15 protein-coding genes and 1 other annotated feature are annotated in these 19895 nt (G+C 36.1%); of the genes, 4 read left to right on the top strand and 11 right to left on the bottom strand.

The genetic code is table 11. The features are described 5' to 3' along the window. Positions 1-249 precede the first annotated feature (249 nt). Both MWJ95_RS14810 and MWJ95_RS14805 read right to left on the bottom strand, forming a co-directional pair. A complete protein-coding gene (locus MWJ95_RS14810) occupies positions 250-2223 on the bottom strand; it encodes a S9 family peptidase (RefSeq protein ID WP_249106473.1) in 1974 nt (657 codons plus the stop codon). Continuing rightward, positions 2210-2695, bottom strand: coding sequence for a DinB family protein (locus tag MWJ95_RS14805; RefSeq protein ID WP_249074636.1), 486 nt, complete (start codon positions 2693-2695; stop codon positions 2210-2212). The genes MWJ95_RS14810 and MWJ95_RS14805 overlap by 14 nt, the downstream gene beginning before the upstream one ends. Positions 2696-3203: 508 nt before the next feature. Here MWJ95_RS14805 and MWJ95_RS14800 point away from each other — a divergent pair. Further along, the gene (locus MWJ95_RS14800) at positions 3204-3404 is read left to right on the top strand and encodes a hypothetical protein (protein ID WP_249106472.1); all 201 of its coding nucleotides are present in this window, start codon (positions 3204-3206) and stop codon (positions 3402-3404) included. A gap of 320 nt (positions 3405-3724) precedes the next feature. Beyond that, a complete protein-coding gene (locus MWJ95_RS14795) occupies positions 3725-4234 on the top strand; it encodes a DUF3231 family protein (protein WP_249074634.1) in 510 nt (169 codons plus the stop codon). Positions 4235-4372: 138 nt separating this feature from the next. Here the strand turns inward: MWJ95_RS14795 and MWJ95_RS14790 are convergent, their stop codons facing one another. The 6 genes from MWJ95_RS14790 to MWJ95_RS14765 all read right to left on the bottom strand — a co-directional run bounded on the left by MWJ95_RS14790 (position 4373) and on the right by MWJ95_RS14765 (position 12056). Further along, positions 4373-4882: a MepB family protein gene (locus MWJ95_RS14790; protein ID WP_249074633.1), complete on the bottom strand. Its 510-nt coding sequence runs from the start codon at positions 4880-4882 to the stop codon at positions 4373-4375. A gap of 288 nt (positions 4883-5170) precedes the next feature. Beyond that, positions 5171-8260, bottom strand: coding sequence for an isoleucine--tRNA ligase (gene ileS / locus MWJ95_RS14785; RefSeq protein ID WP_249106471.1), 3090 nt, complete (start codon positions 8258-8260; stop codon positions 5171-5173). 59 nt (positions 8261-8319) lie between these two features. Then, positions 8320-8559 (bottom strand) — a binding site (T-box leader). Positions 8560-8640: 81 nt separating this feature from the next. Further along, on the bottom strand, positions 8641-9492 hold the full coding sequence (locus MWJ95_RS14780; RefSeq protein ID WP_249106470.1) for a DUF2785 domain-containing protein: 852 nt from the start codon (positions 9490-9492) through the stop codon (positions 8641-8643). 545 nt (positions 9493-10037) lie between these two features. Then, positions 10038-11003, bottom strand: a complete 966-nt coding sequence (locus MWJ95_RS14775) for a YobA family protein (RefSeq protein WP_249106469.1) — start codon at positions 11001-11003, stop codon at positions 10038-10040. Continuing rightward, positions 10996-11514 (bottom strand): sigma-70 family RNA polymerase sigma factor, encoded by a 519-nt coding sequence (locus MWJ95_RS14770; RefSeq protein ID WP_283164707.1) that lies wholly within the window; start codon positions 11512-11514, stop codon positions 10996-10998. Before MWJ95_RS14770 ends, MWJ95_RS14775 begins: the two co-directional genes overlap by 8 nt. Before the next feature lie 104 nt (positions 11515-11618). Next, the gene (locus MWJ95_RS14765; protein WP_249074628.1) at positions 11619-12056 is read right to left on the bottom strand and encodes an Lrp/AsnC family transcriptional regulator; all 438 of its coding nucleotides are present in this window, start codon (positions 12054-12056) and stop codon (positions 11619-11621) included. 142 nt (positions 12057-12198) lie between these two features. Here MWJ95_RS14765 and MWJ95_RS14760 point away from each other — a divergent pair, with 142 nt between their 5' ends. Continuing rightward, entirely contained in the window at positions 12199-12783 is a 585-nt protein-coding gene (locus MWJ95_RS14760) for a DJ-1/PfpI family protein (protein WP_249074627.1), read from the top strand. A gap of 47 nt (positions 12784-12830) precedes the next feature. Here the strand turns inward: MWJ95_RS14760 and MWJ95_RS14755 are convergent, their stop codons facing one another. After that, positions 12831-13682 carry a LysR family transcriptional regulator gene (locus MWJ95_RS14755; RefSeq protein WP_249106468.1) on the bottom strand — a complete coding sequence of 284 codons (852 nt, stop codon included), beginning with the start codon at positions 13680-13682 and terminating at the stop codon, positions 12831-12833. A gap of 167 nt (positions 13683-13849) precedes the next feature. Here MWJ95_RS14755 and MWJ95_RS14750 point away from each other — a divergent pair, with 167 nt between their 5' ends. Further along, the gene (locus MWJ95_RS14750) at positions 13850-14992 is read left to right on the top strand and encodes an MFS transporter (RefSeq protein ID WP_249074625.1); all 1143 of its coding nucleotides are present in this window, start codon (positions 13850-13852) and stop codon (positions 14990-14992) included. Between the two features lie 444 nt (positions 14993-15436). Here the strand turns inward: MWJ95_RS14750 and MWJ95_RS14745 are convergent, their stop codons facing one another. Then, positions 15437-16843: a YcdB/YcdC domain-containing protein gene (locus MWJ95_RS14745; protein WP_249106467.1), complete on the bottom strand. Its 1407-nt coding sequence runs from the start codon at positions 16841-16843 to the stop codon at positions 15437-15439. 79 nt (positions 16844-16922) lie between these two features. Continuing rightward, entirely contained in the window at positions 16923-19628 is a 2706-nt protein-coding gene (acnA, locus tag MWJ95_RS14740; RefSeq protein WP_249074623.1) for an aconitate hydratase AcnA, read from the bottom strand. Positions 19629-19895: the final 267 nt, after the last annotated feature.

Here is a 19895-nt window from a genome sequence, read left to right as displayed (position 1 = left end):
ATACCATATACAATGTGCACCCTTAATATGCAATTTTTAAGCTGAACTAATTTCGATAGTAGTTCAGCTTTTATTTATGTTTAAAGATATAGGTGATCTATTTATTGAATTGTTCAAATCTCTTTTTCTATCATTTCAGTCGTTACACAAGAAGCAGTTGATCTAATTGAACATTCGCACTCCCTTTGTCGAATGAAAAACTATCAAAGTAATCACGCCAATAACTAGCCAATTATTAGAGGATCTCCATCACAAAACCCTAAAATCTTTCATACTTTCTCCAAGAATATAGTGGGAAAACCACATCAAATTCTGCTTCATAATAGCCACATTAATTCCTGGCTGGTCAGAACTATAGGCCATTCCTTTAAAAATAATTAATTCTGTATCAACTTCCATATCCCTTAATCCCTGATATAGCTCATATGCATTTGGTGTTGGTATTCTTGCATCCATTTCGCCATGTTGAATTAAAGTAGGAGTACAGGCTGATTTAATATATATCACTGGTGATGTTTTCGTATAGATCTCTGGATCATTCCATGGATTATTTCCTAAATACATCCTTATAAAGTAAGGTATATCTGTATTTACATAATGTGTACTCCAATTAGTAATTCCACCTCCAACGGAAATAGCTTTAAATCTACTACTAAAAGTAGAACAGAAAGCTGATATATATCCACCGTTGCTCCATCCCATAACCCCTACTCTATCTTTATCTACAATCCCTTTGTCGACTAGTTTATCTACTCCAGATATAACATCATCATAGTTAGCAATCCCCAGTTTTCTATAGTTTGCTTTTAAGAATTCATTACCATAACCAGAACTTCCCCTGTAGTTTGGTTCTAAAACGATAAAGCCTTTTTCGATGAACTGTTCAATAGGATATTTCTCATTAAAACAGTCTGAAAATATGGGAAAGGATGCCCAAGCTGGACCACCATGGATTACCACTAATAAGGGATATTTTTTATTTGCGTCAAACTCTACTGGAGTTGATAAAACCCCCTCTATTTCAAGATCATCACTACTTTGCCACGAGATCATTTCCCTGTTACTTTTAAGCTTTCCTTTGAAAAAGCTATTTTCATTCGTTATTTTTTTATCGTCTAAATAGATCTCAAAGGTTTCATTTGTTATAGCTTTATTATAGGATATATGATTTCCATCCCTTGTTATAGAAGCATCCATTATAAAACCATCTACTTTATCGCTTAACATTTCCACAGTGCCATCCTCAGATAGCAACCCAATAAGATAATTAGTTTTATTCTGCCATCTAATTAAAATTCCTTTAGCTGTCCACCGTATTGGAATAACCGTACTATCAAAATCTGTTAAAGGATGCATTAGTTCTCCATTATTAATATCATAGATCTCTAGTGTACTGTCTTGTATATGAGTTTTATAGTAATCCTTCTCCATTATGCTTGCTGAGTAACATATTTGGCTGCCATCAGGAGAAAAGCAAACGTTCCCTCCCAACAACTTATCTATATTCAACTTTTGTAGCTCACCTGCTTCAATATCCAGTATGTAAAGATCTCCCTGAATAAAATCTTCCATATTTGAACTTGGTGTAGCCATAAATAGAGCTTTTTTTCCACAATTTGAAATATCAAATTCATGGATATGAAAATCCTTCCCATCTGTTAGTTGATAAACAACGCTATTTTCGTATTCATCTTTATCATTTTGTATCACATTATCTATTTCAATGTAATATAAACAATTATTTTTGTATTCCTTACCTGTATGATGGAAATCTCCATATTGTTCTCTACGTTTTTTAATCGTCTCAGATTCTTTTGACTGCGCAACATAATAAAAACCCTTACCAGTAGGCTCCCATTTAAATTTACTGACCCCTTCTTTCTCATCAGTAATTTGAACCCCACTATAACCATCTATGGACCTAACAAAGATCTGATTTTTCTTATTATCCCCGTCACCAACTGGGCTAAGGTATGCAATTTCTCTGGAATCTGGAGACCATATTGGGAATGTGCTCTCTATATCCCCAGTCGTTAATGGGTAACATTGCCCCTTATCTTTTTCATATATCCAGACATGATTCCTATAGTTATTGTCTTTCCAGTTAGCTATCTTCTTACCAAATGCTACGTTTTTGCCATCATCACTAATGCTTGTTTCTGTTAAGGTTGGTATTGAAATAATCTCTTCTATACTTAAATAAGTTTTTTCATTCATTTTCATTAATACCTCCCTTCGTTAATTCTCTTCCAATAAAGTTAGCAGGTACAGGGTTTAGTTCTAGTTCTCTTGCCCAAACAGAAAGTTGACCTATGTGGTGAATTTCGTGAGTAATTATATGGTGTAATATATCATCCACAGTGTATTTATCTTCATCCCAAGAAACGCTGACTAGTTTTTCTCTTAAATCTCCTACATTTGTATTTATAAATTCAGCTATTTCATTTCGTAATTTATCCGAAAGTGATTTAACCTTTTCAACTGTATTAAAATCAGCAAACTGAAATACTACATCTTCTTTGCCTTGAATACCACGAATCCAACTATATTCCACATCAATTATGTGAAAAAGTGTAAATAATATATTTCCTACTCCACCCCTGCGCTCTTTTAACAACTCTTTCATAGTCAGTTGATTGCACCAGTCAAACCATTCATCTCTTATTTGCCAGTTATATTCAAAGAATTTAATCATTTTAAGCACCCCAATCTAACTTATTAATTCGATTTAAATCCAAATTTTCCCTTCTTCAACTATCCTGCACGTTAGTTCAAGTATGATTCTTCATAAATTCTTGATTTCGTAATTGGTAATATATTAGTAATTTACTAATTTCTCCATATGGTTCAGTAGCTCTCTATGTAGCGTGTAAACATAACGCAGTTTTTTTATGTTACAATTTACATAAATCCCATATTGAGGTGATTATAATTTTATTTATTAGAAAGCACAAATATATTTTTTACTTCGTAACAATGTTTTTATTTTCATCTATTCGGGATTATTTCAGAAAAGGTAATTGGGATTTGCTTAATAATCTTTTCTTTTCTTTATGGGTAGCGATCATTTACGCTTTCGTAAATTGGGCGTGGGATAGTAAAAAATATGAAAAGAAATAGCATATTGTTCATTAATTTGTTGTAGCGACGTGGTGGCTTTTTTCATGATAAAATTTACATATATTTCATTACGAGGTGACAGAATGGAAAACGTTAAATTAGTTTGTAAAGCTTGTGGCAGTGATTCATTTACAACTGGACAAGTTGGTGGTAATAGTAGTCAGGGCAATATAAGACCAATAGGATCTATCATGACATTCGGTTCACCATTGCTTATGACTTTTTGTAAAAACTGCGGAGAGGTTGCTTCAATCAAAGTTGATAACCCTAAAAAATTCCCATAATATTTTTTATTTAGGGTCACTCCAACCTAGTGACCCTTTAGTTTATTTGCTCAGATTGTTCATTACTTTGCTGTAGCGCGCGACGGCGCTTTGGCTTTTTTTATGTATAGGTAGCCTCAATTTGCACAAATTAATGTTGAGTGTATCGCACGCACTTATTAGGTTGTGGCGTTGGTTGACCGTCACAACCTCCCTCATTTATTTACTTAGGGTCATTTTCAACTCAATGACCCTTTTTTATTTCTAAAAAACAGAATTATATTTCTTTTTTCACCCATACTATCCTTGCTTTATCTAAAATAATAAAAGGAAGTGAAAGTATGGGTATTTTTGGTGGAAATCCAAAAAACGAGCCATTGCATTACGGTGAAGTGTTTAGTGTTTGGTCAAATTTAATTGCAGATTATGGTATGATTTCTGGCTATCAAACTTTTTATAATCATGCTGGTGACGAAGATCTAAAAAAAATAATTGAAGATATCGTCGAACTTTGCAGGGAAGAAGTAAAACAATTAGAGAAAATTCTAAAAACAAATGGGATTGGTTTACCTCCTGCTTCACCTGAAAGACCGGTAGCAAGAATGGAAGATATCCCTGCAGGTGCAAAGTTTAATGATCCAGAAATTAGTGCTGCACTTAGTGCCGACCTTGCTGCTGGATTAGTTGCATGCAGTCAAGCAATGGGTATTTCTACTCGAGAAGATATTGCCTTAATGTATGCCCAATTCCATACAGCAAAAGCTCAAATCGGTGCAAAAATACTACGTCTTAATAAAACAAAAGGTTGGTTTGTTCCACCACCATTACATGTAGATTATCCAGAAAAATAATATTTATTAAATCTGACAAACCGCCTTCCCCAGTATAAAAAACTGGGGTTTTTTCTGTATCGACTGAACATTTTCTTTCGATTAATCATCTTCATATTGTGCAGTAAATATTTGAATGACAAACATAGGATGTCAATTTTAGTTAGTGTATAATTTTAATAGTTCATGTATTGGCAAACTGTTAATATCGTCCAAATTTATAAAGTATGGTAATTGCCACTTTTGTGTTTCTATCGCTTGTTTGCTTGTAGGAGTATCCCAACTAGGATAAACTCTAATTGCCATTTTCCCCTTTGAATTAGCAGTTTTAAGGATGTTTTGTTTTAAAAGAACATTTTTCGGAAAAATGAATTGGCCAAAATCACCATTATTATTAAAAGTGTTAATTACCAATAAATCAGTAGCATTGTCATATGAGAATGCTTGGTTTTTATTAGCTTCATTCTTTTCCCAAAAGGAAACAAACTGTCCTATCTTAGTAGGTGTTATTTTTGCAACTCTAAACCTAACCGATTTAGAATTTAACCGAAAAATCCCAGCCCCATAATCAGAATTTTGAGTTTCTTCTCGGATATTTTGTATAGTTAAATGATTTGGTTCATACAGTAATTCATTTACATATGCTAACGTCTTCTTAAAATTATTCATAGTTTTACTCCTTATCTTTTACTACAATATACCATTATATCATTTGCGAATTTGTCACCGTAATTGATTATTAAAACAACTTTATTTCTCCATTTTCTTTCAGATATTCACTCAATATAGTGATGTACTGCACTTTGATATTTCTCCGTTAGAAAAATTTCAGATACTATACTTTTTTAAATATTTCAAACTATTTCTTTAAACACAAAAAAGCTGAACTAATTAGTTCAGCTTAAACATAGCAAATTATAATGTTGTACAAATATTGTTACCCGAGCATTTAAGATTTTACAGCTTAAAATAAACAGTAACTTTTTCATCAAACACTTCTGTCTCTATATATCGTTCACCATGATTGTCATCCGAATAATGAATTTCATTTAGCAACACATTTGCCTTTAGTAACTCTTCATGCCGCTGGATGATCGTTTTTGCTTTGGCGCTTCCAGTAATCGAAATCGATACATATTGCTCAACAGGTAGTTTCCATTGTTTACGTGTATCTTGAATTGTACGAATTAGTTCCCTAATCTGTCCTTCTTCAAGTAAGCTTGCTGTCAGATGAACATTCATAAGAACTCGACAAGCATCAACTTCGGCTAAGATGTAATACTCCTTCACGATAGATTCAGTTAACACATGTGATTTTAACAATGTTACTTGTTCCCCATCGATTGTCAACGAAACTGAACCTTTTCGCTGTAATACATTTTTCTCCTCATCATTTAAATTCACTACATAATCTTTTACTTTGTTCACTTTTGCTCCAAATGCTGCTCCTGCTGTTTTAAAATTAAGTTTATAATGAACCGTTTCATATGCAGAGAAAACATTTGTCCAAACACATTCTTTTATATTTAGTTCATTCTTTATTAGCTCGCTATATGGTTGATAATCTGTTAATTCGCCGTCAACAGAAACAATCATTTCACTTAACGGCTGTTTCACCTTGATCCCTTGACTATTTCGGATGCTACGGCCTAGCTCTACGACTGTTAAAATATTCGCCATCTCTTTTTCGAGCTTAGCATTAACCAGCGATTCATTGTACGTTGGGTAGTTTTGTAAATGGACGCTTTTTCCGCTTAATTGTCGATATAAATCCTCTGCGATAAATGGCGTGAAAGGTGCTAGTAATTGACAAATTGTCGTTAGGAGCTCATACAGTGTACTAAAGGCACCTCGTTTATCTTCTGACAATCCGTTAGCCCAAAATCTTGCTCGTGAGCGGCGGATATACCAGTTACTTAGCTCTTCCACCAGCTTGCCGATTTCACGCGTTGCCTGTGTAAACTGATAATCATCCATAGATTTTGTCACTAGCTGAATTGTATGATGTAATCGAGACAATATCCAATGATCTAATTTTGTACGAGTTCCAGTATTGTGAGCATCATACTGGAAGCCATCAATTTCTGCATATAGCTGATAAAATTTGAACGTATTATCTAGCGTATCGACTAGCTTCGATTTCGCATCCATCACAATCTTTTTAGAAAAGCGTTTAGGATTCCAAGGAGAACTATCGACTAAAAATGCCCATCGTAAAGCATCCGCTCCATACTGCTCTATCAGTTCAACTGGCTCTAATGCATTGCCTTTACTTTTCGACATCTTCTGTCCATGCTCATCTAAAACATGCCCTAAAGAAAGGACATTTTTATAAGGTGCTTTGCCTGTAAATAAAGTCGAAACCGCTAACAGACTATAGAAAAAGCCTCGTGTCTGATCAATACCTTCAATGACAACATCGGCAGGAAATTGATTGTTAAACGTATCAAGATTTCCAAAAGGATAATGATGTTGCGCAAATGGCATGGAACCACTATCAAACCATACATCAATCACTTCTGGTGTACGCTCCATATCACCACTACATTTCGGACAAGTACACATAACCTCATCAATATACGGCTTGTGAAGCTCTACGTCTTGTAAAGTATCCTTTGCTAATTCTTTTAACGATGCCATACTGTTTGGTGCTTCTTCATGACCACAATCCTGACAAACCCACACATTGAGTGGGGTCCCCCAATAACGATTTCGGCTAATATTCCAGTCCACTAGGTTTTCTAAGAAATTGCCAAATCTACCGTGTTTAATATGATCAGGATACCAAGTTACTTGTTCATTATTTTGTAAAAGTTTATCTTTCAATGTAGACATATTGATAAACCAACTGTCAGTTGCATAATAAAGCAAAGGTGAATCACAGCGCCAGCAATGAGGATAGCTATGCTCATATTTTTCCTTATCAAACAATAGTTCATCTTTAGCGAGCATTTTAATAATGTCGACATCACAATCCTTTACAAATTTTCCGGCCAACTCAGGAACCTCTTCGGTATAACAGCCTTTCAAATCAACAACATTGACAAATGATAGCCCATTTTGCTGTACCGTTTTATAATCATCCTCCCCATATGCAGGTGCGATATGGACGATACCAGTTCCACTATGCTCTATGACATAATCTGCTAATACAACGACATGCCCCTTATCAACTGTGACATAAGAAAATGGTGGGGAATACGACACACCTTCAAATTCATGCCCCTCATGTTCACTTAACACTTCAACAGAATCAGTAAAAACTTTATTTACTAGTGATTTTGCTAAGATATAGACTTTATTGTGCTGCTTCACTCGAACATATATGAGCTTAGGATTCATGGCTAATGCAACATTGGCAGGTAATGTCCATGGAGTCGTTGTCCAGCCAAGAAAATATTCATCTTTATCTGTAAGCTTAAACATTGCTGTTACAGATAAATCCTTAACATCCTTATAGCCCTGTGCAACCTCATGAGAGCTTAAGGATGTTTGACAGCTAGGGCAATATGGCGAAACGCGGTGCCCTTTATATAAAAGCTTTTCCTTATGCACATGACTTAAAATATTCCAAACGGACTCAATGTAATCATTACTTAATGTTAAATAGGGGTCATCCATATCAATCCAATAGCCAAGCTGCTCTGTAAAGGAGCGCCACTTCTTCTCGTAGGTAAAGACACTTCCCTTACATTCCTGAATAAATTGTTCGACACCATACTTCTCAATTTCTTGCTTACCAGAGATACCCAGCTTTTTTTCTACGCCCAACTCTACAGGCAAACCATGCGTATCCCAACCAGCTTTACGCTCAACTAAATAGCCTTGCATCGTTTTATAACGAGCTACGACATCTTTAATCGTTCTGCCAAATGCGTGACCTACGTGTGGTAAGCCATTTGCTGTTGGCGGTCCTTCGTAAAATACAAAAGGCTGCTGTCCAACACGATTGGTCACGGATGTTGCAAACGTGTCTTCTTGCTCCCACAATGCTCGAATCCGCGTTTCTCGTTCGACCGTTGTTTCCTTCTTTTTTCCTGCTTGCATATTAGTTCCTCCTATACAATTAATTTTGTATAAAAGGCATACAAAAAACCCCGTCCCAAGCAAGGGACGGGGTTAACCGCGAATACCACCCTAATTCTATTGAATCAACGTTCAATAGCACTCAGCAACGTACAATCATACGTGTTCTTTTTAACGGTAGACACCCGGATTAGCTTACTATGTTCAGCTAATCTTCTCAGAGAGGATCTTCATGTAACACTTGCACACCGACTTCCACCAATATGTCGGCTCTCTGTAGAACAAAATGAAACACTACTCTTTCTCATCAACGAATTTGTATGCTTTTATTGTCACTCATCTTAACAAACTAATTTTTGTCTGTCAATAATTTCAAAGTACTAAGATTGGAAGCTATTTTCCTATAACTCATCGAGACATGCTTCGATGCTTTTATGAAGAGTTGCGAACTTTGGCTTGCCATTTGTTTTAATATAAAAGCTTTTCATAAAGGATTTACAGTTAAAAACTAAGATTCTGTGATGTTGTACATCGAGCTGTTCTTTTTTTACGTTTAAAATAGTAGGCAATTGTTGCAGCAATTTAATGATCTCTTGCTCCTGTAAACCTTGTTCCAGCATTGTAAAAATAGGTACTAAGATCCGTTCATCTTCATTGTGAATGAAAGCATATTTTTCTTGCAAAATGGCGTTGTATAATGCGCTTACAATTTCACTATAATAGGCTTCATTTAATTTCGGATTTTTCACCAATTCATCGATTGCATCAGCCATATGTGCAACACTATGAGCCCACCCTTTACCTGGCACGTAGCCTCTTACATCTGTTTCAGCTGATAAATAAGCTAGTACTTTATCTTTACAATCAGAGATTTTCTGTTGGGATAAAAAATCATCTGCGTTATCTCTATATAATATTAGAGTAATCAATAGCGACGTAAATGTACGGGTAAAAACTAAATCTGATTCGCTTTCTTCAATACCCTTGCATAATAAATTATTCAAACATTCCTCTAAAAGCTCCGTTAAAAGTGAATGCTCTAGTAAGTTTTTTTCATGGATCAATTCATAAAACGATCCATAAATTAAGTTATCTCGTAGTTCACTATCTAATGAGCCGATATGTAGCATCATTGATTGTATGAGATTGATATGTTTCTTTTGCTGCCATGTAATAGCTCCACTTTGTAATTCTTTGAGTATTTCTTTTAATTCATCTTCCTTCAAAAAGTTTTCATTTTGTAGTATACGCACGGTTTTTCTCCTTTTCATGTTTGCTTTTCGAATAATCAAAAACCACTTTCATGATAAATACCATCAAGCTTCCATCCCTCATTAAACAGTACATACTTAAACTCCTTCTGCTGTTCGTTGTCTATTACAACAATTACCTTGCTTTTCCAAGGGAAGGTTGCCGCATGCACCTTTCCATTTCTGACCTCATTAATTTGGTTTGACAAAGAAAGTAGAGTAGATGGCGTAACACTATTTTCTATAAAATATTGCGGACGGTCAGAGCTATCTTCAACCCCTTCATTACTTGTTCATGAAATGCACTGAATTTTCCGGGGAAAGACTTTTAAAATAGATAAGTGAAATAGATAGAATAAATGCTAACGAATTGTCCATTATTACAGTTATCAATGCTTTATTCACTTCCCAGTACCTATTTTTTAAGAAAACAACACCACCCTACAAATAATTACAATAATTGTACCTTAAACCAATTTTAAAAAATAGACTATGATTGATAATAAAAAAGCTAGACATTCTTGAAATTTGGAATGTCTAGCCTTGATTCATTTATGATCTTCGAGTATTTTCATGCTATCTATATCTGCAAAGGTTATTTTAGAATCGCTTTTTTCCATTCCTAAATCTGTACTATATTTCACTTCTACAGTATCTCCAAGCGACAATGTTGTAGGAGCATCGATTAATGGGAACCACGTACCATTACCGTGTTTTTGTACAATGTCATCCATTGATAATTTACCAATATCCGATTCATCTGCATAGGAAACTACTAAAAATTCATGTTCCTTGATTGCTACGATTAACCCATTTTTAGAATGAAGTTCTTTTTCCCCAACAGGAATATCAAATTTTTCACGTAAGGCTACTATTTCTTGACTATAGTGCTTCTCTAAATAGTTCATAGCATCTTTCGCAACTAGAAAATATAAAATCGGCCTATTGACATCTTTGTATTGATTCTTTTCCTGCTCCATTAGTGAATTGATTATAGCTACTTTATAAGATAATGGTTTAATATATTGTTCGATAAATTCTTCTTTTGTAAGATTCAACAATTGTAATTGTTCAGCAATTGCTTCGTTTTGATTTATACTTACTTCCACCAATGATTCAAGCTGTTCACCAATTTGTTCTTGCGTAGGTACTATTCCCTTTGATCGAGCGTAAGCATATAAAGATTCAGTCTGCAAATAGGATTCAAAATTCTGCTTCTTTACATCATTGGACCTTTTCTGATCTTTTACTCGGGGATCCGATTCCAAATAGATGTTTAGAAACTTTTCATCTAAAACAGTTGGTATACTTGCTGATTGCTCCTGACCTCCGCTGAATTGGGTATACAGAAATAGTCCAATACAAACTGTTAAAATAATAGACATTACACTATATTGCCAACGCCAAGATCTTTTTTTCATCTCACGCTGTTCTAAATGCTGTACAACATTGCTCATAACACGCTTTTTGCTTTCGGTTAAATTATTTAATACCCTAACATCGACTTTACTCATGTAGCAGGACCTCCCATTCAATATGCTGTAGCTTTGGCTTTAATAGCTCTCGTCCACGACGTAGCCTTGTTTTCACCGTACTCTCCGGAATACTTAAAAGCTCGGCAATTTCAATAACAGACATTTCCTCAAAATAATAATAAATAAGGACCTCACGCTGTTTTAATGGTAGTGCTAAGATGGCGTTTTCTACTAAGGTTTGTTCATCCTGCTGCACTAGCATGTCCCTTTTCTTGACAGCCTGCTTAGCAAAGATTTTCTGTTGAACTTGTATTTTTCGGTATGTCCAGCTGCGTAAATAATCTTTACTTTTGTTAATGACGAGCCTCGATAAATATGCCCGTAATTCTCCTCTTTCCTCATAGTTTTGCTGATTATCGTAAAATTTGATAAATACATCTTGAACGATATCTTCAGCACTTTGTAAATCTTTGACGTAATAAAAGGCAAGTCGGATGAGCCTTTCTGTATGCTGCTGCATTATTTCCTCGAGTTCGTTAATTTCAAGCAACACCTCTCCCCCTCTCTACCCTATAAACGGTGCTCACGATATTGAGGTTTGCTTTTTTTGTCTTTTTTAAATAAAGATCTGGATACATTCCGAATTCACTTATTCTAATTTTTATCAGAGAACGGAGCAATGACCGCTTTTTTATTTGAAGAAAGCACAATATTTGTTGATGGCGTTCCATAAGGCATCGCCTCATCTATAAACTGCTCTAGTGTTTCTACTGAATTCGTTGCAATTTTTACGATATAACTGATTTCCCCCGCTACACGATAGCATTCAAGGACATCGGGATGTGCGTTACAAAAATCCGAAAGACTTTTACAATCAATAGATTTAAATAAAATAATAGCTTGAATATCGCGATTCAACTTTTTTAAATTTACTTTTGCGCTATAAGCCTCAATAATCCCCTGCTCTTCTAACTTTTTCACGCGCTCAATCACTGCTGGAGACGATAAGTGAACCGTCGCCGCTAATTCCTTCATCGACATTTTTGCATTTCTCTGCAATTGCTTTAAAATTTCTGTATCTATTTGATCCATAAGTATCCACCTTTTTTAATAAATTAGATTTAATAAAATTCCTTTTATTATAAAGCCATTTCTCTAAAATACATTATACAGATTCTGTCATTGAATAGCTTTATTCATTACAATTAAACATAATAAAGGAGGCTTTCACAATATGAAAAAAATATTATTACTATTAGCAAATGGATTTGAAGCTGTTGAAGCAAGTGTTTTTACAGATGTACTTGGCTGGAATAAATGGGAGGGCGACGGCACAACGGAAGTCGTGACCGTAGGATTGCATAATCAATTACAATGTACATGGAATTTTAACGTAACACCCGAAAAGTTGCTTCATGAAATTTCATTAGAGGATTTTGATGCACTAGCGATTCCTGGAGGTTTTGAAGAAGCTGGATTTTATGATGATGCTTATAGCGATGAGTTCCAGGCAGTTGTTCGTCATTTCGATGAACACAAAAAACCAATTGCAACGATCTGTGTAGCTTCCCTAATTTTAGGTCATAGCGGAGTACTACATAATCGTCAAGCTACTACTTATAATCATCCAACAAGTAAACGACTCACACAGCTACAATCCTATGGTGCAGACATCGTTAACGAACGAATTGTTCAAACTGGACATATTATTACATCATCAAATCCTGGCACTGCATTCGACGTTGCCTTTAGCTTCCTAGAAATGCTAACATCTATGGAAAATACAAAAAAGGTAAAGGATTTAATGGGGTTTAAGTAATAAAATGAAGCTGTCTCAATGCTTTAAGTTGAGACAGCTTCATTCGTTTAATTTGATAATAAATGATGTAACTTCAATCCAAGTTCTTCGTTTTTTGTCACTAATGAAATTGTTCTTGTTCTACCAAAATTATTAATCGGTACGGCAAAAAGCTGAAGATGACCGATATTTTTAGCCATTAACTCTGGGACAATCGTAATCCCCATTCCAGAAGTTACAGCCCCAAAGACAAAATCACCAAAATTCACTTCACTTATAATATTTGGCTTGTATCCAAGGGAGTGTATTTGTTCTACGATATCCTTCCTAGAATCACAAGGAGCTTGATGAACAATAAGTGGCTCCTCACACAATTCTTCAAGCTCTACTGTTGTTCTCGCATTAAAACGATGATGCAAAGGAAGCACCGCATAGTAAGGTTCGGTAAACAATTCCCAGCTCCACAATGATGCTCCTGTATATTTTGCATCAACAAAGACTGCATCAAGTCTACCTTTTTCTAAAGATTGTAACAGTTCATTTGAAGTATTTTGAATCATTAATGTAATAGGCCGACTAAGTCGCTTAAGACCACCCATTTTGTTTGGCAAATAGTAAGTGGCTAAGCTAGGCAGACCCCCGATGGCAATTGGATTGCTTTGACTAAATTGCTGTAATTCTTCACGAATAGCTGTTATTTCAGTCAAAACTGGTGTAATACGAGTGTAAAAACGTTCACCTGCTTCTGTTAATTCAATACCCATGGATGTTCTATGAAATAGCTCGATGCCAAGATTATTCTCTAAGTTTCGAATATGTTTACTAAGTGCCGGTTGCGAAAGATTAGTGATTTGAGCAGCTTTTGAAAAACTTTTTTGATTGGCAGCAGCAATAAAACTATGTAACCATTCTACATTCATATGTATCCCCCATACCCTATAACGATTTGTTATACCCTTATAAAATAGTGATTGTTCCATATTCTTGGGTTTTTAGTAACCTATTAAATATAGAAGGTGCTTCGATTATAACATACCGTTATAGGTCATCAATACTTAGCATCTTTAATTTTATGGAGGTTCAATATATGAAAAATGCTTTATTTTTATCATTCGGAATGTTTGCTCTTGGCTTTGATTCCTATGTAATCGCAGGGCTTCTTCCAGGAATTAGCGATACGTATCAAAAAAGTACATCACAAGTCGGCCAGGCCGTGAGCATTTTCACATTATTTTACGCTATCTCAGCGCCGTTATTTTCTTCATTACTTGCAGGAAAACCAATAAAAAAAATCCTAATAGGGTCAATGCTTATTTTCACAATAGCAAATAGCATTACTGCTTTTGCGCCGACTTTTTCTGTTTTTCTTCTATCAAGAGCACTTGCAGGGACTGGGGCTGGTTTATTTTCACCATTAGCTGTTGCGGCTTCTACAAAGTTCGTTTCTAGTAATAAGCGAGGGAGAGCCCTAGGGTTGACTATTGGTGGAATGAGTATGGGAACAGTGCTTGGCGTTCCTTTAGGCATCTATATTTCGAACTTATTTGATTGGCAAGTAACACTTTGGCTATTAGTCATGATCGGCGTCATTTCTGTTTTATGTATGTTTATTTTTCTACCCGATTTCCCAGCAACACCGCCTCCTGCGCTTAACGAACGATTAAAAATGTTTTTGGATAAAAGAGTAACTATCACTGTATGTATAACATTTTTCGCCAGTGTTGCTAGCCTTGGATTGTATACATATCTATCTCCCTTATTAGAGGAAATGACAGGCTCCAGTAATTTAACATTGTACCTTTGGGCATGGGGGTTCGGTGGCTTGTTTGGAAGTTTAATGATTGGTTACATAATCGACTATTTCGGGAAACCAAAATCATTAGTTACAATTATTTTATTTACTTTAATTTTATCCATTATTTGTATACCATTAATGATTAACTTACCAATATTAAAATACTTACCGTTCTTTGTTTGGGGCGCAATGGGCTGGGCATGCCAGGCACCTCAACAACATATTTTACTCTCATATCAGCCAAATAACGGAAGTTCCGCAGTGGCATTAAATAGTTCTGTAAATTATCTAGGCAGCGCAATTGGTGCAAGCTTAGGTGGGATTGTAGTATCCATACAGATTGGAACAATAACATTGATTTATTTTGCAGTCATCTCAATGTCATTCGCCATTTTTTTACAATTCTATAGTTTGAAGGGCAAATTTAGCGTATAAAATAATTTAAAAATTGCGGCTCTAATCGTCGATTTGATGATTCTTTTCATCACTTGGATAGCTAGAGTCGCAACTTTTGGGTTCTATGTTTCATTTTGGTGAGTTATCCGTCATTTCATCGGAATTATTCTTCATTCAATCGGGGCAATTTATTTTTTTGAAGGTTCTTTCCGTCGCTCTGGCGATTCCATCCGTCGCTTTATCAGTTCTTTCCGTCACTCTGTTTTCTATCTGTCGCTTCGACAGTTCTTTCCGTCGCTTTATCAGCTCTTTCCGTCGCTCTGGTTTCTATCCGTCGCTTTAACAGCTCTTTCCGTCGCTCTGGCAATGCATCCGTCGCTTCGATTGTTTTTTCCGTCGTTCTGCCGAGTCCATCTGTCGCAAGGACAATTTAAAAAGCTGCCGCCTGCAAATACAGACAGTAGCTTCAAGACAGCCTTCTTATTAAACATTACTGACAATAATTTCGCCAGTTGTTGCGTCAATATACCGGATAGGTAACCTAGTATGTCGATCACAAGCTATATAGACAAGTTGATAAGACTCTATCTCGTCATCGTAATTTTTGTCCCAAACCAGTTGAAAATCAACATTTTCTAGAAATTGACGAAACGCTTTTTCCGTAGAAATAGCTGGAACTGTAGGAACTTGGCTAAGTTCGTCCAAATTAAAATTTGGGCCTCTAAAATAATCAATCAGACCTGTTGTACGATTTACAACGACGATGACCATATCAAAATTAGATATACCCTGGTAATGGGCAGGGAAAATAAAAGATTCTGTTTCTCTCTCGTCCTCTTCCTCATCTTCCTGAATTAGTCGTTGAAGATAAGGGTAGTAGTCAGGAATTATTTTCAGTAAAAAATCTATTGCTTTTTGATAGCATGCTTCTTGACTTAGCTGTAAATTACCCAAGCGTTTATGTATCCAAGCAAAGCTGTTTAATTTACCCGTTTTCTTTGAAATAATCGCTTTAACAGTATCTTCTGACTGCATTTTAAAAAAGCCGTTGATCGATAAATCTTTATCGTTCATTTCCCAATTCCGTTTACGCCACACTATCCCTCGATCTGGTCCTCTATCTACTTCTCGAATAAGCTCAAGTTCATCTGTTATGCCGATAATTTCTTCCATCGTAAAATCGTTGACCTTCAAATTAGCTGGAGAAGGAGGAAGAGCAACATAACTTTCAGGTTCATTTTCATCATGAATAACCTTTAGTGTTGGTTCTAAAGCATCTGCTTTAAAGTGTAAAAATGAAGTTATCTCATACACGAGTTGAAGTCCATTTTTCTTCACATTGTAAACATCACTAGACAAATTTGTTATTTCTAGTTGTAGCGCCAACGCATTCTTTACATATTCCATCAGAGCTTCTTTGGAAACTAACTGCGAAGGTATTTCAGGACTCGTTTTCACTCCGTAGTATCTAAATCCAGTAATACTTCCGAATGCATCCACATCAACAAAACAACCAGCTTGTTCTAACGGTAGATCCATGACCATTTGTTCAAAATAAAAACGGTCCACTCTAGATAGTTCTTTAACTTTTGAAAACGCCAAATCTTCCAGAGCAGATGGATAATGACTAAGCAAAAATTGTTCCGCAATTTTTCTCATTTCCTCAATAGATAAAGAATCTACCACAGAAACAGTATCATTATTTTCAATTGATAAGTATATGAGGTGACCGGTGCCATCTAATTCAATAGTAATACTTTCATCTTGTTGTTCATTCGCCCAGGTGAACATCACTCTTTCGTCTTCAGAATAGTCTTCGATGATTAGTTTATAGTGATTTGGTAATGAAACAATTGATAAAGCGCGTTTTTTTAGTTCATCTTTTTGCAAAGCCAATCCCCCATTGCGAATTTTTTCTATGTATAAATAAAAACCGACCTCCTAAGAGATCGGTTTTTTATGAAAATGATTACTGAGCAGCTTTCGCGCGTAGAACCATTTGTAGGATACCACCGTGACGGTAGTAGTCTACTTCTACTTCTGAGTCGAAACGAGCTAAAGCTTGGAAAGTTTTAACTGAACCGTCTTCAGATTTAGCAGTTACTGTTAAGATTTCACGTGGTTTCACGTTGTCAGTAATGTTAACAGAGATTTCTTCTTTACCAGTTAAGCCTAAAGTATCAGCTGATTCACCTGGCATGAATTGAAGTGGAAGAACACCCATCATTACTAGGTTAGAACGGTGGATACGCTCGTAAGATTGTGCGATAACTGTTTTAATACCAAGTAAGTTAGTACCTTTAGCAGCCCAGTCACGAGAAGAACCCATACCGTAGTCGTTACCAGCAAGTACTACTAAGCCAGTACCTTGTGCTTGGTATTTCATACATGCGTCATAGATGTACTCTACTTCACCTGTTGGCCAGTAAGTAGTGAAACCACCTTCTGTACCAGGAGCAACTTGGTTACGGATACGGATGTTTGCAAATGTACCACGCATCATAACTTCGTGGTTACCACGACGAGAACCGTATGAGTTGAAGTCACGGATTGCAACCCCGTTTTCGATTAAATATTTACCTGCAGGTGTATCTTTACCGATTGCACCAGCTGGAGAAATATGGTCAGTTGTAATTGAGTCACCAAACTTAGCCATAATGCGTAAGCCTTCTAAGCCTTTAATAGCTTCTGGCTCTTTTGCAAGACCTTGGAAGAATGGTGGGTTTTGGATGTAAGTTGATTTGTCATCAAATGTGTATAGAGACTCAGTTGATGTTTCAATTGCATTCCATTTTTCGTTCGCTGTGAATACAGTTTCGTATTCTTTTTGGAATAATTCACGGTTAACTACAGTACCTAATACAGCGTTAACTTCTTCAGTTGAAGGCCAGATATCAGCGAAGAATACTTCGTTGCCATCTTTGTCTTTACCGAATGAATCTTTTTGTAGGTCGATATCCACAGTACCAGCAAGTGCATAAGCAACAACAAGTGGTGGTGAAGCTAAGTAGTTAGCTTTTACAAGTGGGTGTACACGACCTTCGAAGTTACGGTTACCAGAAAGAACTGAAGTTACGAATAAGTCGTTCTCTTTGATAGCGTCTTCGATTTCAGGAAGTAATGGACCTGAGTTACCGATACATGTTGTACAACCGTAACCTACAGTGTTGAAACCGATTTGGTCAAGGTAAGTTTGTAAACCTGAATCTTCAAGGTAACCAGTTACTACTTTAGAACCTGGTGCTAAAGAAGTTTTTACCCATTTAGGCACAGTTAGACCTTTTTCTACAGCTTTTTTCGCAACTAAGCCCGCAGCGATTAATACGTATGGGTTAGATGTATTTGTACAAGAAGTGATTGCAGCGATTGCTACAGCACCTGTTGGGATTTCTACATCACCTTCAGCGAATTTAGCTACAGAAGTTTTTGCGAATTCATCTTCAGTTAAACCGAAACCTTGTGTACCTTGTGGTGCCACTACTGCTTCTTTGTAACGAGAACGCATTTGAGATAGTGGAATTAAGTCTTGTGGACGTTTTGGACCAGAAAGGTTTGGTTCGATTTCAGCTAAGTTTACTTCTAATACGTCAGTGTAAACTGGCTCTAAAGTTGGATCGAAGAACATGTGGTTAGCTTTTAAGTAAGATTCTACAACCGCGATGTGTTCTTCGTCACGACCTGTTAAACGCATGTAGTTTAATGATTCTTCGTCAATTGCGAAGAAACCACATGTAGCACCATATTCAGGAGCCATGTTAGAGATTGTCGCACGGTCAGCTAGTGGTAATTTAGTTACGCCAGGTCCGAAGAACTCAACGAATTTACCTACTACGCCACGTTGACGTAATACTTGAGTTACTTTTAATGCTAAGTCAGTAGCAGTAGTTCCGTTTGGAAGATCGCCAACTAATTTAACACCGATAACTTCTGGGATTGGGAAGTATGAAGGTTGACCAAGCATACCTGCTTCAGCTTCGATACCACCAACGCCCCATCCAAGAACGCCGATACCGTTGATCATTGTTGTATGTGAGTCAGTACCTACTACTGAGTCAGGGAATGTTTCGAAAGTACCGTCAGCATTTTCGTTTACGTGTACAACTGGAGCTAAATACTCTAAGTTTACTTGGTGAACGATACCAGTTGCTGGTGGTACAGCGCGGAAGTTATCATAAGCAGTTTGAGCCCATTTTAAGAAGTTATAACGCTCAGCGTTACGTTCGAATTCTAGGTCCATGTTTGCTGCTAATGCAGATGCATTACCGTATTTGTCAACTTGTACTGAGTGGTCAATTACAAGGTCAACTGGAATAGCAGGGTTGATTTTGCTTGGGTCGCCGCCCATTTCTTTCATAGCAGAACGTAGAGAAGCAAGGTCAACTACTACTGGTACACCAGTAAAGTCTTGTAATACTACGCGAGAAGGTTTGAATGGTACTTCAGCTTCTGGATCTGCACCGTTACCCCATTTTGCTAATTCGTTTACGTGCTCTTCTTTGATAACATATGCATCATATTGACGTAAAACTGATTCTAATAATACTTTGATTGAGTAAGGAAGGTTTGAAACTTTTGCAACGCCAGCTTTTTCAATCGCAGCTAAGTCATAGTAATTATAAGTTTTACCATTAACTTCGAATGATGCGCGGCTGTTGTGTAAATTACCTTGTGCCATTTGCGGATCCCCCTAAATATCTTTTTGAAAAGGCTATATAAATTTTTAAAGCATCTTTTCTCCAATACCCATGATAGCGCATTTATATTCATAAGTAAATTACATTAATATTATCTTTTTCAATAAGTAATCCTTATGACCTTGGTTTCTATCCTGATATTTTTAATTTTTTGATGTGCATAATATGAAGGGTTTGCTGAAAAGAAGTTTTTATACCTTTTATATGAAGTGAATTTAAATGTATTTAACCGAGGTACTTTTTGGGGC

It is taken from the genome of Lysinibacillus sp. Bpr_S20 (assembly GCF_023337835.1).
Classification (GTDB): domain Bacteria; phylum Bacillota; class Bacilli; order Bacillales_A; family Planococcaceae; genus Lysinibacillus.
Note: the sequence above shows the minus strand (reverse complement) of the source record. Positions and strands in the feature narration are given on the sequence as shown.

Coding starts and splice junctions, on each gene's coding strand:
- MWJ95_RS14810 (WP_249106473.1), bottom strand. CDS start 2,223: ATGAAAATGAATGAAAAAACTTATTTAAGTATAGAAGAGATTATTTCA.
- MWJ95_RS14805 (WP_249074636.1), bottom strand. CDS start 2,695: ATGATTAAATTCTTTGAATATAACTGGCAAATAAGAGATGAATGGTTT.
- MWJ95_RS14800 (WP_249106472.1), top strand. CDS start 3,204: ATGGAAAACGTTAAATTAGTTTGTAAAGCTTGTGGCAGTGATTCATTT.
- MWJ95_RS14795 (WP_249074634.1), top strand. CDS start 3,725: ATGGGTATTTTTGGTGGAAATCCAAAAAACGAGCCATTGCATTACGGT.
- MWJ95_RS14790 (WP_249074633.1), bottom strand. CDS start 4,882: ATGAATAATTTTAAGAAGACGTTAGCATATGTAAATGAATTACTGTAT.
- ileS (WP_249106471.1), bottom strand. CDS start 8,260: ATGCAAGCAGGAAAAAAGAAGGAAACAACGGTCGAACGAGAAACGCGG.
- MWJ95_RS14775 (WP_249106469.1), bottom strand. CDS start 11,003: ATGAGTAAAGTCGATGTTAGGGTATTAAATAATTTAACCGAAAGCAAA.
- MWJ95_RS14765 (WP_249074628.1), bottom strand. CDS start 12,056: ATGGATCAAATAGATACAGAAATTTTAAAGCAATTGCAGAGAAATGCA.
- MWJ95_RS14760 (WP_249074627.1), top strand. CDS start 12,199: ATGAAAAAAATATTATTACTATTAGCAAATGGATTTGAAGCTGTTGAA.
- MWJ95_RS14755 (WP_249106468.1), bottom strand. CDS start 13,682: ATGAATGTAGAATGGTTACATAGTTTTATTGCTGCTGCCAATCAAAAA.
- MWJ95_RS14750 (WP_249074625.1), top strand. CDS start 13,850: ATGAAAAATGCTTTATTTTTATCATTCGGAATGTTTGCTCTTGGCTTT.
- acnA (WP_249074623.1), bottom strand. CDS start 19,628: ATGGCACAAGGTAATTTACACAACAGCCGCGCATCATTCGAAGTTAAT.